This is a genomic window from Saprospira grandis DSM 2844 (assembly GCF_000275825.1).
Taxonomy (GTDB): Bacteria; Bacteroidota; Bacteroidia; order Chitinophagales; family Saprospiraceae; genus Saprospira; species Saprospira grandis_A.
Map to the genome: position 1 here is coordinate 3,513,470 of NZ_JH719942.1, position 18,268 is coordinate 3,531,737.

General features: G+C 42.7%; 9 protein-coding genes. 1 reads left to right on the top strand and 8 read right to left on the bottom strand.

All coding sequences use genetic code 11. The features are described 5' to 3' along the window. Positions 1-318 precede the first annotated feature (318 nt). From SAPGRDRAFT_RS15785 to SAPGRDRAFT_RS15820, 6 genes are all read right to left on the bottom strand, one after another. Entirely contained in the window at positions 319-2,304 is a 1,986-nt protein-coding gene (locus tag SAPGRDRAFT_RS15785) for a UvrD-helicase domain-containing protein (protein ID WP_002660241.1), read from the bottom strand. Then, positions 2,288-4,069 (bottom strand): ATP-dependent nuclease, encoded by a 1,782-nt coding sequence (locus SAPGRDRAFT_RS15790; RefSeq protein ID WP_002660242.1) that lies wholly within the window; start codon positions 4,067-4,069, stop codon positions 2,288-2,290. The genes SAPGRDRAFT_RS15785 and SAPGRDRAFT_RS15790 overlap by 17 nt, the downstream gene beginning before the upstream one ends. A 532-nt stretch (positions 4,070-4,601) precedes the next feature. Beyond that, the gene (locus SAPGRDRAFT_RS15800; protein WP_002660243.1) at positions 4,602-5,582 is read right to left on the bottom strand and encodes an SDR family NAD(P)-dependent oxidoreductase; all 981 of its coding nucleotides are present in this window, start codon (positions 5,580-5,582) and stop codon (positions 4,602-4,604) included. Positions 5,583-6,326: 744 nt separating this feature from the next. Then, positions 6,327-7,721 (bottom strand): DNA repair protein RadA, encoded by a 1,395-nt coding sequence (radA, locus tag SAPGRDRAFT_RS15810; protein ID WP_002660244.1) that lies wholly within the window; start codon positions 7,719-7,721, stop codon positions 6,327-6,329. Positions 7,722-7,982: 261 nt separating this feature from the next. Then, the gene (locus tag SAPGRDRAFT_RS15815; protein ID WP_002660245.1) at positions 7,983-8,690 is read right to left on the bottom strand and encodes a response regulator transcription factor; all 708 of its coding nucleotides are present in this window, start codon (positions 8,688-8,690) and stop codon (positions 7,983-7,985) included. A 200-nt stretch (positions 8,691-8,890) separates the two neighbouring features. After that, a complete protein-coding gene (locus SAPGRDRAFT_RS15820) occupies positions 8,891-9,871 on the bottom strand; it encodes a sensor histidine kinase (protein ID WP_002660247.1) in 981 nt (326 codons plus the stop codon). A gap of 278 nt (positions 9,872-10,149) precedes the next feature. On the opposite strand from SAPGRDRAFT_RS15820, the gene SAPGRDRAFT_RS15825 reads away from it, so the two are divergent. Continuing rightward, a complete protein-coding gene (locus SAPGRDRAFT_RS15825; protein WP_002660248.1) occupies positions 10,150-14,976 on the top strand; it encodes a T9SS type A sorting domain-containing protein in 4,827 nt (1,608 codons plus the stop codon). 69 nt (positions 14,977-15,045) lie between these two features. On the opposite strand, the gene SAPGRDRAFT_RS15830 is transcribed toward SAPGRDRAFT_RS15825, so the two are convergent. Both SAPGRDRAFT_RS15830 and SAPGRDRAFT_RS15840 read right to left on the bottom strand, forming a co-directional pair. Next, positions 15,046-16,113, bottom strand: a complete 1,068-nt coding sequence (locus SAPGRDRAFT_RS15830; protein ID WP_002660249.1) for a tetratricopeptide repeat protein — start codon at positions 16,111-16,113, stop codon at positions 15,046-15,048. Between the two features lie 450 nt (positions 16,114-16,563). After that, positions 16,564-18,192 (bottom strand): trypsin-like peptidase domain-containing protein, encoded by a 1,629-nt coding sequence (locus SAPGRDRAFT_RS15840; RefSeq protein ID WP_002660250.1) that lies wholly within the window; start codon positions 18,190-18,192, stop codon positions 16,564-16,566. Positions 18,193-18,268: the final 76 nt, after the last annotated feature.

Here is an 18,268-nt window from a genome sequence, read left to right on the forward strand (position 1 = left end):
CGCTCGGCCCTGCGCAAAAAAACAAGTTTTTTGCTAGCTCTGGCCTTCGGCCCCTGCTGTCCATCCCTCAGCCGCGTCGCTTCGCTCCTTTGCGGCGGCTTCGCCGCCTGTCCCCTCCAAAAAAAAGGAGCGGAGTTTGGGCCAAAAGATAATGAATTTATTTTGAAGGGAGAGGATTTGTGGGGGGGGAAGAACTCGCCCTTTCAATTAGCCGCTTTCAAATAGCAAAAGGCCGAAAAATCTGAGTGATTTTTCGGCCTTGTGGGGGAATGGATAAGAAGTAGGCATACGATTACGAATGCACTTATTTTAAGGCATTTAATTTCCCCAAACTTTAACTATATCCCAACAATTCCCATCTATTTGTGATAAATATGACTTATATCTGTCTTGATGAATTGCTATACCTAATAAGTGAGTAGGTCTCGAAAATCCAACATAAACCATTTTTGCTGATTGTTTTACTCTTTTTCCTGCACTCTTAGTTATTGGAGTACCTAAGAATTGACCAGCAAGTCTTTGAGACTCATATGACTTGCCACCATCTTTATAAAAGTAAGTTTCTAGGTACAATGTTGCTGTATGAGTTTGCCCCTTTACGGAATGGACAGATCCAATCTCAATTTTAATTCCCTCAGAATTAAATATGTTCATTTCTAAATCGTTTTCATTCTCATTAGACGCTAAAGAAATCTCAGATTTACCTAAAATAAATTGCGTAGATAAATTTATTTCTCTATCGAAGAAGGATAAAAAAGTAGGTATGTAGTCTTTAATATTTTTGATAACATCTAACTTTTTCTCCTTTATGCAGCCCATAGACCATTCATAGAGTTTTGATTTTAGCTCTTCGTAATCATTATTTTCACGCAGCTTCAGGAAATTTAGTAGTCTTTTTTTAGAATAGTAGTTGTTTTTTTTATGTGATATTTTTTCTATGTGAAGAATTTCTAGTAGTAGGTTAATTATGTTGTTTTGTATAGGTCGTAAAGTCTTTACGTCTTTGTTAATGTAAAGGATGTAGTCTTCAAGAACTTTGAAATCTATTTGCTCTTTGGGCTTAGATTTTTTAAAATGAGGCCAATATGTAGATAAAGTTATTCTACTATCTTTAGCACTAGTATTTTGCCCCTTTCTCCAAGCAATTGCCGTAAACTTATGTCGTGGACTTTCAGGGATTAACCCGCCCTTCTGTAATTCTTTTATTTTATCAGCATATTTTGGAATAACTAATTCTATAGTATCATCCGTATAAATAAAAATTATAGGTTTAATTTCAATCGGATTATTTCCTGTTATTGGATTTCCTGTTAGCGCAAATTTTTGTACTAAATCCGCAATTTTTGAACTTAGTCTATGACTACCATTAAGATACATTACCTTTCTTTGGGTCCAGATATCCTTTGTAGGAGAAGAGTCGCTATTAAAAATAGCTTGATTTTTATCGCCTATTCTTTGAACTACGGATTGTGTGGATTCATCTGGCTTAAAAATGGTTTCAATTAAATTGTATTGGTGAATATCCATGTCTTGCATTTCATCTACAAGTACATATTTGAATCGTTTTTGAAGTAGAGTAGTTATTGTAGGGTTTTTTTTGATATAACGATTAGCTAAAAAATATGCATCGTCGTAATGTAGTATTTTTTCAGTGCATAAAATGTGAATTTTTAATTTCCTTAGCCAGGTTAGTATGTTTTTTTTGTCTTTGATTTGGACTTGCGTACCGTTTAAAGATTCTTTCAAAATGATTTTATCTTTATCAATGCCAAACCGGTACTTGTAGAACATACGTTCTGATCGTTTTATAAAACGGTAGACTTTGTTAAAATTCTCATTTGAAAGACCAAATTTATAAGCCCATGGATTATTTATTATCTCAGATAACCTTTCATTGTAAAGATTAGCATCTATTCTTAAAGGTCTTTCTTTTAAGGAGTTCATGTAGAAGGGAACTGCCAAGAATCTGTTAACAAAACTTTGAATTGTTCCAACAAAATTTGGATATGAAAAGAGTTGAGGACAATGTTTTCCAATACGTTCTTTTATTTCGTCTACTGCTGCATTAGTATGGGAAATTACAAGCACGCCATGCCCGTCTTGAAATGGCATGTACCTTTCCAATATTAGGAGTTTTGCTAGCAGTGCAGTTGTTTTTCCACTTCCAGGTACAGCTTGTAGGTCAATAGTTTTTAAACAACGAATAAAGTCTCTTCTTTCTTGATCAAACACTTTCCCTTCAGGTAAAAGTATTTTTTCAGCGTATTCGATATCTTGATCTGATATGTTAATATTTTGTGGCATATTTAATTGCTTGGATTAGGTAAGAAATACTGTCATCATTAACTTCGGTGGAAATTTTAAAGCTTTCATCTTGTACCGCATTATCTATTTGCAAGGCAAGTTCATAGGCGATATCTGTCTTCTTTAGCGTCTTATCAATCAATTTTTCAGCAAGAGTTTCCTCGAAATTAGTATCCCAATCTGTTCTTGAATGCTTGTTTTTACAGGCGGCTTTAAATTTCTCTCCTAATAGAGAAGAGCAGTATAAAGCATATTCCAATGTCCAATGAGCGCCAGTGTAATATTTTACGTTTTCTTCAGATTTTTCATTGTTTGATTTAATCTTTTTATTCGTTTCTTGGCTAAATACATTTGTTTTTTCTTTTATATAAGAGCCTTTCTCTTTTCTGTACGCTTTTATATCAGCATCTGTAATTATTGCTACTGGAATATCCATGTGGGGCTTTTCCTTTCTTAGGTAAATATTAGCATAATGGCTAAAACCAATATTTCCAATATTTACAATTGATACTCCTTTTTCAGTTAGGTTGATCCCCATCGCTTTTGCTATACTAGGAAGTAGTATTTCTTCGGCCCACCCCTCTACTAGAATAATTCCTTTAGCGAAAAAAAGGTTGGCTTTTGTTGTATCCAAAAATTTTTCAAGATATCTATAACTTTTAGAATCTAGTTTTGTATACTCTTCCCCCATGGGAAAGGCATTTTTACCATTACAGATAATTAACTCTTGAAGCTTTAATTTTGATGCTAGATTGGGACTATGAGTAGTCAAAATTAACTGAATATTTTCTTCAGCTTTTAAGGCTTCGATAATTTGCATTTGGGCTTGGGGGTGAAGATGCGCTTCAAGCTCCTCAATTAGTCCTAGTCTTAAACCCGTCCAATTTTTCTTTTGAAGATGAAGCAACTCTGAAGCCATGAATAATCTATTTAGAGTTCCTAAGCCAGGGTTTATTTCATCTTTAATAGATAAATCAAGTTTTTCTAAGATGTTTTTGAGGCTTTTACCAAGAATACCAAAATTAGATTCTTTTTTTTCTGAGTAAAATGCACCAATAAACTTATCTATTTCTTTTTTTAGTTCTTGCCCTTTTAAGTTTTCACCTGTAAGTGCTTCACCATCCTTATCCTTGCCTTCAAAGTATTGAAGAACTTCATTATTAAAGTCTTTAAATAGTTCAACTAGTAAGTGATCTTGATCCTTTCCTTTGAACGCTTCATGTCCTTGAAGAATTTGAGTGAGCCTAGAGTTTTTACGAGGGATTAATTCTGATTTAGCATCTCGTAAGGGTTTTAGATAAGTTGTTTTTAAATATTCTCTAGCCTCTGCTGTCAGTTGATGTCCACCTTCATCAGTACCTGCTTTTATTTCAGAGGGATAGATGTATTGCTCATTTGTATTTCGTCTGGCATCATAAATTAGCCGTAGATATGATTCGGCATCATCTTTTTCACCAGTGACCCCGAGCCATTCTATGAAATTTTTAGCTTCATCATCAGATAGGTTGTTAAACTGTAATTCAATTCGTAATCTATCTGAATCATCATAGAAGTCATCCCAGTTTAGTTTTAACCATTCGTAACTATGGGTTTTTAGCGCAAGTTTTATAGAATCGATAATTGCAGTCTTACCAGAGTCATTTTCTCCAATTAGAACATTTACTCCTTTTTTAAAATTTAAATCTAAGTCAGGCTTTTCTAGGTCTAAAGGAGAGTTGCTGCCAAATTTTCGAAAATTCCAGAGTTTAAGGTTTGATAGGTACATAATTTATTCTTTAAGATAATGCGGATGAAATAGCATTTAATTTAGAGGTGGAATTCACATTTTTTAATCTACTACTATTAACTCTAATGAAAGGTAAAACCAAGCTATTTTATTTCAAAAATTTGTTAAAAAGACAAAGACTATTTTAATGATTTTGCGCGCGGCTTTCAATTAGGCTCCACTCAAAAAACGACCGCATTTTTCTGCCGAAATAAAAAAAGCGCAGTTTAGCCGGAGCGGATAAAAAAACAGCGGCCAAAACTGCCGAAGAAAAAAGCCAAAAGAAAAAAAATAGATGAGCGGCTTAGGGATGGCAGCGGGTGGCCGCAGGCCAGAGCCAGTTTTTTGAGCGCAGCGAAAAAAACGCAGGGCCGAGCGAAGAGCGAGCCCGCGAACAGCCCGGCCCGGCCAAAGGGCGGGCAAGCCCCAGAAAAAAAAGAACAGAAAAACAGCAGAGATTTTTAGTAACAGGATAAAAAAAGGGCCAAAGGTTTTACCCTTCGGCCCATACTATCAAACTATAGGGGCAAAATTAAATTTCGAAAGTGCCGACAGCCTTTTCGCAGCCTTCCCAATTGATTTGAAGGTTAGATTCATGGAGTAAATCTTCTTCAGGTACTAATGATTCGGGGAAGCCATTCCATCCTTCTCCAGAAGGGCCATAAAAATCGCCTGATTTGGCTTCTTTATCCATAGTGGCTCTAATAATTCCTGTGGCGCCATCTTCAGGGCTTTGTGCCATCTGCATAAAATCTGCATTGACATCCATGCCACCATCTGCATCGCTAGTAATTTGTAGATTAGTGGCTGCTAATCCGGGATGGGCGAGTAGTGATAATACATTAGTAATATTTTTTTCCTCCAATCGCTTTTTCAGGCCATAAGTAAATGCAAAGTTGGCGAGTTTTGTTTGATGGTAGCGTTGCCATCTTGGCCCCTGAAAACTTAGGTTTTCTTCTTCGGTACCATTTCCGCCTAAATTTCCACCATTGGGCAAGAAATACTTCAATTCAAGCGGATTGCCTAATCGCGCCATTGAGGTATGATTCACAATTCTTGCTTGCGGGCTGTTTTTTAGGATGGAAAATAATTCTTTTGTTAGTAGGAAATGTGAAAGTACATTGGTTTGCATTTGTACATCATAACCATCTGCAGTAGCTGTATCCTTTAAGGCCATTACGCCTGCGTTATTGACAAGGACATCAAGTTGGTTATATTTTTCTTTAATCGTAGCGGCTGCCTTAATTACACTATCAAAGCTTTGAAGGTCGCATTCAATAGCTTCAAATTTTCCTTGGGGAACTAATTTTTGAAGTTGAGCAAGGGCATTTACTGAACGTTCGCTTGGACGGTTTAGGAGCAAAACAGTTCCGCCTTTTTTAGCAACTTCTGTTGCTAGTACAAATCCAGTCCCACTAGTGGTGCCTGTTATCGCTACAACTTTGGTTGTCATGTCTTGGCTGTGGTTAGTAAGTACATTTTCGAGGTGAACGGTTTTCTTTAGACTTGCCATAATATTTTAATTTATGAGGTATAAAATTCTATAAAGCAAAATTAGGAGTTGTAGGATAATTATATAAACACAAATTACAGATTCACTAACAGCTATTACGGAATTTGCATTTTCTGTCTTAGTATTTATTTCTTCAATGAGTGGGAGCTAAAAAAAATAGCGTATAGGTCCAAACAAGAATCCAAAAAAAGCTCCGTTTAGATTGAGCGGATAAAAAAACAGGGGCCAAAACTGCCGAAGAAAAAAGCCAAAAGAAAAAAAATAGATGAGCGGCTTAGGGATGGCAGCGGGTGGCCGCAGGCCAGAGCCAGTTTTTTTGAGCGCAGCGAAAAAAACGCAGGGCCGAGCGAGCAGCGAGCCCGCGAACAGCCCGGCCCGGCCAAAGGGCGGGCAAGCCCCAGAAAAAAAGAAAAGAAGAGATCACTTTTGGTCCTCCAAACTTTCTAAAAAGGCAACTGGGTTTTTTAAAAAGTGGGAGAGGGTTTAAAATTTTGTGTTTCCCTTTTGCTGCCTAGGGACAAGCCCCTAGGCTAGCTTTTTCAGACAGCCCTCTAAAGAGGGCCTTTGGATTAGGCCCTTCTTTGCAATAATGACTTAGCAAAGCCGTCTATCTCAGCAGTTGAGGCCCTCAAAGAGGGCCGACTCCATTTATTAGCCTGGGGGCTTGTCCCTAGGCGATGATAGGCTGAATACTATATTGTGCAACAAAAAAAAGCCGAAGATCATCTCTTCGGCTTTTCTATTCTACTGAAACAGGTCCTCAAAAAGTTGCTCTACTTTAGAGAGCGGAACAATTTCTATATCGTAATTGGCGGGATCAATTCCTTTGGTATTGAACTTAGAAACGTAAATTTTTTCAAAGCCGAGGCGATTGGCTTCTTGTATGCGTTGGTCGATTCGTTGGACCGAGCGAATTTCTCCCGACAAACCAATTTCTCCTGCAAAACAAACATTAGACGGCATGGCCACATCTTCCAAAGAGGAGAGGAGGGCGGCCACCACGGCCATATCAATAGCGGGATCGCTCACTTTTAGTCCCCCGGCCACATTGAGAAAGACATCATTATTGCCAAACTGAAAGCCGCAGCGTTTTTCCAAAACGGCCAAAAGCATACTCAATCGGCGGAGATCGAAACCCGTGGCCGAGCGTTGGGGAGAGCTAAAAACAGAAGTAGAGACCAAGGCCTGAATTTCGATCAGCATGGGGCGAATCCCTTCTACCGTGGCGGTAATTGCCGAGCCGCTGAGGTCTTCTTCTTTTTGGGTGAGTAAAAGTTCTGAAGGGTTAGAGACTTCGCGCAAACCGCGGCCCTGCATTTCATAAATACCGAGTTCGGCGGTAGAGCCAAAGCGGTTTTTGATGGTCCGCAAAATGCGGTGGGTATAATTTCGGTCGCCTTCAAATTGCAACACCACATCCACAATATGCTCCAGCAATTTTGGTCCCGCAATTGCTCCATCTTTATTGATATGGCCAATTACAAAGACGGGAATATTGGTCTCTTTGGCAAAGCGTTGCAATTCAGAAGCGCATTCTCGCACCTGAGAAACGGAGCCCGGAGGCGATTCAACATATTGCGAGCTCAGGGTTTGGATCGAATCGACCACCAAAACATCGGGGCCTAAAGTGGCCGCCTGCATCAAGAGGTTGGTCAAATTGGTTTCGGCCATCAAAAAGCAGTCATTATCGCGCAGTCCAAGGCGTTCGGCCCGCATTTTAATCTGTTGTTCGCTTTCCTCGCCCGAAACATAAAGCACTTTGCCCGAAAAACTCAGGGCCAATTGCAGCATCAGGGTAGATTTTCCAACGCCGGGTTCTCCACCAATCAGCACAATCGATCCACTCACGATACCGCCGCCCAAAACCCGGTTCAATTCTTCATCATCGGTGGGCCTTCTCACCGTTCCATCGCCCTGCACCTTAGTAATATGTGTGGGGCGGGCATGCTCTTGTTTTCGCCCTCTTTTTTGGGTCCAAGCGCCCTGCGTCGCCTTTTTGGCCTCCTGCTTGGCACTGCCCTTTACTGTGACTTCTTCTTGCAAGCTATTCCACTCGCCACAAGCACTACAGCGGCCCTCCCATTTTAGCGAAACATTGCCGCATTCGGTACATACAAAAGTTTTTTGAGTTTTGGCCATTTCTTTAAGTTTAAAACAAATTAGTGTTATTTATTGGGTTTTGCAACTATTTGTTGGTGTTTTTTATTTTGGGGCCCGCGGCCGCCCTTTATATTGGGGCGGCCGCCGCTAGGCTTCGCCGCTCGCAGGTCTGCTCGGCCCTGCGTTTTTTTTCGCTTTGCTCAAAAAAACTGGGTCTGGCCTGCGGCCACGGCTGCGCAGCGCTGGGCCAACTGGCCCTTTGGGCCAAGCAGCTCGCTTCGCTCGCTGCTCTTTTTGGGCCTAATGCTCTTCTTGGGCCTGGAATTTATAGCCCACGCCACGGACCGAGAGAAAAAACTGGGGATTTTTGGGATCTTCTTCAAAATACTTGCGAAAAGAGAGGATAAAATTATCGATCGTGCGGGTAGAGGGGTAGACATCATAGCCCCAAACGGCCTGTAAAATCTGTTGTCGAGAAACGGCTTCTCCTGCTCGTTCTATGAGTAGCTTGAGGAGCATGCCTTCTTTTTTGGTCAGTTTAAAATCTTGGCCATCTTGGCCTTTGGCGCTTTGCTCTTGAAAATTGACATAATTTGGACCAAAATGATATTCTTCTAGGGTATTGGCGCGGTGGTTTTGGCTTCTTTTGAGCAAAATCTGAATGCGGAGCAGCAACTCCTCTAGCATAAAGGGTTTGGTAATATAATCATCGGCTCCTTTGCGTAGGCCTTGTATTTTATCGGCGCTACTATCTTTGGCGGTAAGGAAAATAATGGGGGTTTCGCTATCGTGCAGGCGAATTTGTTCGCAAACATCTAGGCCGTCCATTTCGGGTAGCATAATATCGAGCAGAATGAGGTCAAAGTGTTGGCCCAAAAAATGGGGCAGCACGCTTTTGCCATCGGCAAGGGCTAGAACCTCATAGCCCTCTAGCTCTAGATTGAGGGTCAGGGTTTCGCGAATATTTTCTTCATCTTCTACCAAAAGGATTCGAGCAATATGGTCCATATATATAGTATAAGTTTAGTACGTTGTTTTGGGCGGGCTAATTTATGGCTGAGGGATGGAAAGCAGGGCCGCCTAAGGCGGCAGACCAAAGGCTTTTGAAGCGAAGCGAAAAAGCCTGTAGGGCCGAGCAGACCTGCGAGCTGCGACAGAGCCCGACCCAAGGCCGCAGGCCGCAGGGGCAGCCCCAAAAAAACAAAAAATTATTTAATAGGCAACTTGATCGAAAAAATGCTGCCTTGGGGTTGGTTCTCTCGGATTTGGATTTGGCCATGATGGGCGGCCACCACTTTTTGGAGAATATAGAGGCCTAGGCCGGTGCCCTTGCTTTTGCGGGTGCGTTCATCGCCGATGCGATAAAACTTTTGAAAAATGGCTTGGCGTTCGGTTTTGGGAATGCCGGGCCCTTGGTCCTTAAATTCGATCAGGTAATGGTCTTTTTTTTGGCGGAGTTCTACAGCTAAAAAGGGGCTTTGGCCGGCGTATTTCAGGGCATTATCGAGTAAATTATGGAAAGCAGATTGCAGCATACTGCGGTCGCCTTGGGGCATACAATCGAGTTGATCATCTGAGGTAAATCGAATTTCTTTGGGGCTGCGGGGCTGCACCCATTGGATCACCTCTTGGAGCAATTGTTTGAGGTCGAGGCATTCAAAAATATATTGGTGGCCGCCTTCTATGCGGGCGGCCAGCAAGAGGTCTTGGACCAGCTTGTGGAGGCGTTGGTTATCTTGCAGGGCATTTTTGCTCAGTCGTTGGATTTGCTCGGGGCTAAGTTGGCGCTTTTGAAAAGTTTCTAGAATCAATTGGACCGAGGCGATGGGTGATTTGAGTTCATGGGTAATAGAGAGTAAGAAATTTTGTTGTTGTTGGGCCAGCGCCCATTGTTTGCGTTGGCTTTGCACAATTTTATAGACGCCCAATAGGAGTAGAGAGAGAAAAACCAGGCCTTCGCCCATAATCATCATGCGTTGGCGGAAGTAGTGGCTTTGGGCGGCTTGGAAACTAGGCAAAGTTTGCAACTGCTGCTCGTTAATATCTGGGTGAAGGGCTTGAATTTCTGCCTGTTGGGCGCTCCAAACTGCTTCCGTTTTTGTTTGCAACAAATAGGCCCACCAACTACCTGCTAATAGGATATAGGCCATGACCAAATAGAGCAAAATATTGATAGAACGTTGATTCATTGACTTTGTCGTTAGAATGTACAGTTGGAAAAGTACTGCTTTTTGCAGTGAAGAAAAATTTTATTGAGAAATTAGTTGCTGGTCCTAAAAGTTAAGTCCTTGCTAAAAAAAAAGGGATAAAAGGGAGAAGGCAGTGGCCTTTTGTCTTAAAAAATTCGTTTTTTTAGAGATCAGACCCCCTAAGGTCTATAAAGCAAAACCACCTACAGATAAATGCCTTAAGATGCAACCACTGAGTTCATAATAAGGGATATCTGCCCGTTAAATTGTCATACACTATGAAGCAAGCATTACTATTCTTTTTTGCCTTATTTATAATAGGGCCTGTTCTCTATGCTCAGGGAACAGTGACCATGAATAACATTAGTCACCCTGGGGCCATATTTGAGGTTTGTCCGGGAGATGCGGTGGTTTTTAACTATACCAACTTGATTTATTGGCCGGACTACTTTTATGTAGAGCATACCGATGGGACCAATTCGGCGGTGATTATTAGAGAGGGAGATTTGTATCAGGGCAATTATTCTTCAACAGATAGTGAGGCGGAAGAGGATATTGACGATTTGACGGGAGATTTGGGGGGACCTAATGCCCAAACAAGAAGATATGGGAATGGAGATGTAAATGCCCTCTTTGTTTCTGGGGCTAATGAAACTGGAGCTGGGCCGCCAAAAAATGGGACGATCCCCTTTACGATTCCCACTGACATGAAATCTTGTAAGATTGTCTTTTATGAGCATGCGGAAAATTTTTCTGGCAATAATGATGTTGCTGCTCCTATTGATAGTTTTTTCCTCATTGTGGTTCGGCCCGAGCTAGACATTGTGGGTTTGGCCAATACGGTTTGTTCTCGAGACACTATTCCGATCCAGTTGAGTCCTAGTCCGAGCAGTGGTCTTCCTACGGGCACTTCATTAACGGTACTAGATGGTGGGGGCGGATCCGTAACGGGCTCCTATTTACAAAGTCCTTCGGCACAACCTTCTTATATTGGGGCTAGCTATGATTTTATTCCCGACGGCTTGAATGCTACAACAACGCCACTTACACAGAACTTGGCTAGTCGAAATATGATATTGCGTTATATCTATACGCCCTATATGGCCACCACCGCGGCTACTTGTAATGCCATTACCTATACGGCTAGCACAAGAATTTACAACAACAGTATTGACTCTGTTCGTTTGGCTTCATTAACTAATAACTCGGATACGGTACCGATTAACATTAGCTCCAGTGATCCTACCTATTTTGCGAGCTTGATCAATTCTAATCCCCCTATTCCTGTGGGGTATTCTGGTGTTTATGTATTAAATGATCGTTTTTTGGGGGCCACGGCAGATTCTGGCCGTTATGAGATTGGTATTTTGTACGATAATAATGGCTGTACGGCCATGCTCTCGGATACGGCAGAGATTTTAGATGTTCCTCCTCGTGTATTGCCAGAGACGCATTGTCGTTTGGATCCGCCCTTAGTTTTTGGTCGAGACACAACAACTTTTCCTTGGGATCCTAGCTGGGTTGGGCCCAATGCCAACTCATCAAATATGCAGACCACACAGAGTCGAGAATATGTGATGACTGTATCGGCCAACCCTTCTTCTGCTTTAACAACCCTAAATGGAACAGCAGGACAGGAGGAGTACGCCTTGTCTCCCGCTCCTGGGGTAGATAGTGTAACCGTGACCATTTCTTATTATCGAGAAAGTAGAACACAAGTTTATAATACTACAAGTAATTCCGTTTCTAGCTCTACTCCAGATCAACAATTGGTTGTGCGCTATGAAGAAGTGGTTTATGTGGTCGACCCACCTGAAGTGGCCATAGACTCTACGATTGCCGAGAATTACTGTAATTATGAAACCTTTGTCAATTTAGGCGGCTCTAGCCCCGCTAATGGAGTACATTATATTACCGCTCGTAACGGAAATGCAGCCAATACTTCAACGACCCTAGGCTCTATTTTTAATCCTAATGCCGTTTATACGGCTACTAATGAAAGCACTGATGTCAATTACTACCTCATTTATGAGGCTGGACAAGGAAACTGTGCAGCCAGAGATACGGCCAATGTCCGCATCCTTGGAGATGTGGCCCTAGCTATTTCTGGCCGAAACTCTAGCTCTTTGGGCAACCAAAATAACCGCTATTGTACCAATGGAGGCGTAGATCTGCTTTCTGGCTTTCCTTCTCCTGCATCATATAATTCGCTAGATTCATTGATTGCTTCGCAGGCCAACTTTAGCGGACCTGGCGTTGTTGGGAACGGTCCTCTTTTTAATCCAGCTGCATCAGGAACAGGACCCAAAACGATTAGGTTTACCTATATTAGCCAGTATGGTTGTATTTCTTCTATAGACTCTACCTTTATGGTGAATTTGGCTCCTATTGCCGGATTAGAAACCGATGAAGTAGATACGACCTATTGCGCCGATGATACAATCGGTATCTTAACGGGAACGCCCTCTGGCGGAAGCTATTCCGGCCCAACGATTTCTGGACCAACAGATATCCAGTTTAATCCCTCTGTCGTCTATAGCCCCATCTTGCCCAATACCCCCGGTTATGTCAATTATGCTTATGTGTATCAAGATCCTACAACCCTTTGTAAGGATACCGTAGAAATAGAAGTAACCATCAACCCACTGCCTAGCGCTAATTTTACGATGGCTAGCTACCATTTTTGCCAAGCCGATGAACCCCAAGAGCTCTTTGGCTTGCCCACAGGCGGACGCTATTTCTTTGGAGATAGCTCTAGCGTAGGAGGAATTATGCATGGCGCCCTTATCAATGGGCAATATTGGCCCAATCCGAATTACTCGGATACGACACGCTATCCCGCTTTGGTCAAAGATACCCTTATCTATGAAACGGAAGCACTCAGTTGTACGGCCCGAGATACCCAAATTGTCCATATTCACCCGCATCCAGAGTATAGTTTCTTTGCTACTCATGATGTTCAAGGTCTGCCCGCAGATGCTACCGTAGATGCCTGCTTTGGCCGAGATACGCTCTTTTTTCAGCCTAATTTGCTTAGCGGAAATGTCCTAAATTATAGCGGCCCCGGCGTACTCTTCGAAAAAGAATTTATGATTTCTAGTATCGCTGGAGTGGGAACACACCAAATTCAAGCAGTTTTCCAAGATACTAGCAATACCTTTGTTTCTTGTCTGGATACCGCTTGGGCTAGCTTTAATGTGCATAGTTTGCCCAATGTAAAACTGAGCGCAGACAATAGCTGCTCTACAGATTCGGTTTTCTTTGAGATCGATAATGATAGTATGAATTTGGTCGGAACGATCCCCGGAACAACCACGCTCTACGATTCTATTACTACCGCCCTTTGGGATATGGGCGATGGCAACAGCTTTGCCGCTAGTTATGATAATAATAACCAGTTTCCAACTTTTAATTACCAATATAATGGACCCGGCATTTTTGAGGCCTCGCTTTTTGTCGAAAATAATAATTATTGTAGCGATTCGGATACTATTCGGGTGTTAGTGCTGCCCAATGAACAACCGAATGCCCTGGCGCCCTATAGTGAAGACTTTGATGCTAGCGCCAACGGTTGGCTAGAAGAGGCCGAAGGCCAAGCCCAATCGAGTAACCTCTGGGAGTGGGGGATGCCCGCCGATATCGACATTGCTCAGGATCATGGCCAAGTCTGGATCACCAGAACCGATAGTACTTATGGCCCAGATGAAAGTGCTTGGGTCTATAGCCCTTGTATCGACCTAACCGCCCTAGAACGCCCCATGCTCAAACTCGATTTCTTTAATGAAACCGATGAAGGAAATGACGGAACGCTGATCGAATATTTTGATCCCCAAACAGAAAAATGGTTGCCCTTAGGAAATGTCAATCGAGGGATCAATTGGTATAATCAAGCTGTAGTGGCTGGCCGCCCTGGGGTGCAAGATCTGGCCCCCAGAGGCTGGTCTGGAATAAGCAACGGCTGGCAAGATGCCCGCTATACCCTAGATGCTTTCCGCAATTTTGAGAATTTCCGCTTTAGAGTGGCCTTTGGCGCCATCGGGGCCTCACAAACGCCTCTTCGTGGCTTTGCCTTCGATAATGTTTGGATCGGGAACCGAGAACGCAATGTACTGCTCGAACATTTCTCTAATGCGGGGGTGGTCAATATGGACCCGATCAACCAATATGTCTATAATTTGGTCTATGCTACGCCTGCCGTTCGAGATGTGATTTTACTACAAATCAATAATGAAGATCCCGCTTTTGATCCCATGAATAGCCTCAATCGAGACGATCCCTCGGCTAGGACCTCTATTTATGGTATTGATGGCGTAAGCGCTAAGGCGGTAGTCGATGGTCGCCGCTATAGCAACAACCCACCTAATTCTGCCGATTTGAGACAGCAGGATTTTGAAACGGATATGCTAGAAGATGCCCGTTTTGATATCCGCCTCGAACCGATCGCCTTTATTGGCAATAATAATCTGCAAATCAATGCGACCCTGATCGCTAGAGATACCTTGGCCGCTGCAGATTATGATTTGCAGCTAGTGGTTACGGAAGATTCCGCCGTTTATTTTTCTAATGGCGTAAATTTTCATACTCACTCTTTGCTCCGTAAGATGTTGCCCGATGCCGCAGGAACTCGCTTTAGCCAATCTTGGCTGCCCGGCGATAGTGTTCAGCTTTCTGAGGTCTGGACCTACAACCCCAATAATATTGATACGGCCCAGCTAGAGGCAATTGCCTTTGTGCAGGAGGATGCCCCCACAAGCCGAACAATTTATCAGGCGGTGATGACCCGAGACATTACGGAATATGTCAATGCCCTGAGTACTACTGAACTCGCCGAGGCGCAGGCCGAAGCCCATCAGATCAATACGGCTTTGCTTTCGCCAAACCCAGCGGTAAATTATACGCAGTTGTTGTTTGCGCAGCCGCTCAGCCAAGATTTCCAATGGTCCTTAATCGATCTGCAAGGAAGAGTTTTGGCCCAAGGCCAACTAGAGGCGGGCAGCCAAAGCGCTCGCTTCGATCTGCATGATTTGCCCGCAGCCGCTTATTTCTTGCAAATTGGCAATGCCAATTTTAAAACCACCAAGAAGTTTACGGTGATTCGGCCCTAGAGCTGCACCAAAATGAAAACAGGCCCCAAGGCATTGCCTTGGGGCCTGTTTTTTTATCTACAGCAGCCTTTATTTGGCCTTCATCATCTCGACCAACTCTCCCTTAGAAAGCAAGTTATGTAATCCTTCATCTCGCCCAATCAAAGCTAAATGACTAAATAGTTTTCGCTTTTGGGGGGCTTTTATTTTTTCTAGAAACTCTTGATAAACATTTTGGTAGAGCTCCGTTTTTTCCCAATATTTTGCCCGAGGATGCTGGCCCAAAAACAACCAACTCAGTGCAATGAGCTCACTAAGTTGTTGGCTTGAATTGGTGGCATAAAGGGCTTGGCTGCTATCCTTTAGCAATTGAGCGGCCCGCAAAGGAACAATCAGCTCAAACTGTTCGGAAGTGGGGGCGGCAGTTTGCAGCGGCGAAAAATCGAGGCCAAAATTGGGCTGTTGTTCTGCCTGGGCGGCTTTTTGGGCAATTTTACAATAGTTGGCCCAATTGGGCCCCATAAGCTGCTGCTCCAAAATTTGCAAAGCGGCTTCATTATAGCTACTTTTTGGCTCTCGGACGAGGCCATAACTGGCGGCCATTACGGCCAGTTCCACCTCATTTTCTTGCAGGGCCAATTGGGCCAATTGGATAAAATCACCACCGGTGGCCTGGGGTAGCGCACAGATTTTTTCTAGGTACTTTTGCTGCGCTTTTTGGTCCTTTTCTAAACTGGCCAAATAAAAATAATTGCGCAAAAAAGCCATCTGCTCGCCTTGCAAACGAACGGCCTTATCGGTTAGGCGCTTGAGCTTTTTCGTCTCCTTTTGGTCAATGTACAAACTCGATAGCGACTGAAATGCAGAGGGCAGCAAACGTCCCCCCTTTTTGATCAGCGGCTTAAAGGCTTTTTCGGCCTTTTCATATTCTTTTAGGCGCAAATGACAATGCGCAATTTCTAGCTGAAAGAGGTCGCGGTTTTCGGCCTCCGCCTGCTTTTTTCCTTCCTGAAATTCATTGAGGGCCGCCCGATAATCGGCTTTAAAGAAGTAATCTTGGCCCAGTTTATAGTCCTTTTTGGCTTGTGGACTAAGTTCGACCTGCCCGCTTAATCCGCAGCTTAGGGCCAAAAAAAGAGATAGAAAAATTGTTCTCATAGCGTATGGTTTTCCCTTTAGATGCCACTCTTTTGGTTTTTTGGTGCATCCAGAGTGTTCTTTTTGATTTGGGCCTGCCCCGGCCTTCGGGCGGGGCAGGCTGTGTACTCCCGTTGGTTGTCGAACTGGCGCCCCTATAGGGGCTGGTTGTCGCAGCTCGCAGGTCTGCTCGGCCCTGCGGGCTTTTGAAAAAGCCCTGGGTCTGGCCCTTCAAGCCACTGCTATCCATCCCTCAGCCGACGGCCCGATGGGCCTTTTTTGTGTGGGGGGGAGTGTGGCCGATCTAGCTTTATCTGCAAAAAGCCCAGCCTCCCCAAGGGATTCCTTAGGGAATCCCGTAGAGGGGTGGGTGGGCGGGGACATATTAACGGATGAGGAGCGAAGCGACGAATGCCGCTTTAAGGGAGGGCCAAGAGAGGGCCTTTTGCCTTAAAAGACAAAGTGTTAAACTTAAAACTTAGCAACTTTGAAATGAAGCAATAAACTAAGTTGAGAACTCAGCGCAGGTTTTTCAAAAACACCTCCGTAGTAAATACTATTATTCCAGTCTAACTCTACTAAGCCAAACCTCATAATGAAGCCTATTGTGCCCGTGCCATAAACTTCAGTTTGTTTATAATTGGCCTGATAAAGTTCTTGTTTGCCGGCTCCAGCAGATAAACGAAGCCATTCACGGACCAAAAAACCAGCTTCGCATTCGTAGAAAAAATTTGTGCTCCTTTGGTCTATCCCTACTAGTTGCTGTTGCTGCTGTATTTGGTTGATAGCCATAGCGTTTAGACTTCCAAAGTCTCCAAATAAACCAAAAGCGGTAGCTCTATTATTTTTAATATCAAATCTATAGGTAAAACTAGCTGAGCTTTGCCAAGAAAGCGGTTTTTCATCCAGTTGATTAGTTGAAAACTGCTCTATTGCTCCCAATGGATAAATAATGCCAGCTCCTAATCTAATTCCAAAGCGTCCATCCAGACTTGCGTAATAATTCTTTCTATCTTTTATCTGCTGTAATTTGGCTTGCTTTAGCCGAAATTTAGCTTGCTCCAACTCTAATGTTTCATACTCCCTCTGGTTTTCAATTCTTTGTCGTTCTAGCTGAGCCTCTACTTTTTGCCTTTCCATCCGATCTTGAAACTCTTGCTCTTGCAGCTTTCTTCGTTGTTGAGCGTTAAGCTGTTCCTCCCACTTTTTATTTTCAATTTTTTGCTGTTCCAATTCTTTTTCTCGGAGAATTCGGTCTTTTTCAGCTTTTGCTTGCTCTTCTAATAATTTTTGCTGGGTTTCTTTACTTGTTCTGATCAGTTCTGCCTCTGCCTTCTTTTTCTCTTCTATACTGGCCAAATTGGCCGCCTTTGCGGCCTCTTCTTCTTCCTTACTGAGTTGACGGACAGCCGTGGTTAAATCTTGATTACTTATAGGTGGAGTCGTTTTATAACGTACTCTACCCTTTAAGAAAGAGCGTAATTGCTTAGCGTTGATGGCTAAATTCATATTCTGAATATCTCGAGCATATATATGCTCTTTCTCTATACGAGCTGCAACAACGCCAATCACTAATCCATTTTTATTAAATAATGGTCCACCACTATTTCCTGGATTTACAGGGACGTCAATTTGGGCAATGTAGTCTAGATCTTCACGTATAATAGCTTTAGAAACAATACCTTTTGTAATTGACCATTTAGACCCTTGAGGATGGCCAATTGTAGCTGCTTCGGTACCATCAGCCGCATTGTTAGTGGCTAAAATAGATAAAACAGTATGCCTATTTCGCTTAAAATTTCTAACTTTTATTAGGGCTAAATCATGTTCTTCATCAGTTGATACTATACGATATTCGTCATAAATAGATCCGTCGGGAAACTCTATTTCCATACTGTATAATTCATCTTCAATAACGTGGTAGTTTGTTACAATATGTCCTTCTTCAGAAACTAAAAAACCTGTACCTAGATTAGCCTCTCCACTAATATAAACGACTCCACTTTTACACTCTTTAGAAAGAAGAGCCGTATTCATGGTCTGAGCATTTAGCGATAGTGTAAATAAGGCTGCAAGTAAGCTGAGTAAAGTTGATTTCATGTCTATTGTTTTTAGTAAAAAATAAGTTGTCTTGATTATGCCTTAGTCTCCCTTAAGGTTTTTTAGTCAGTTTGTA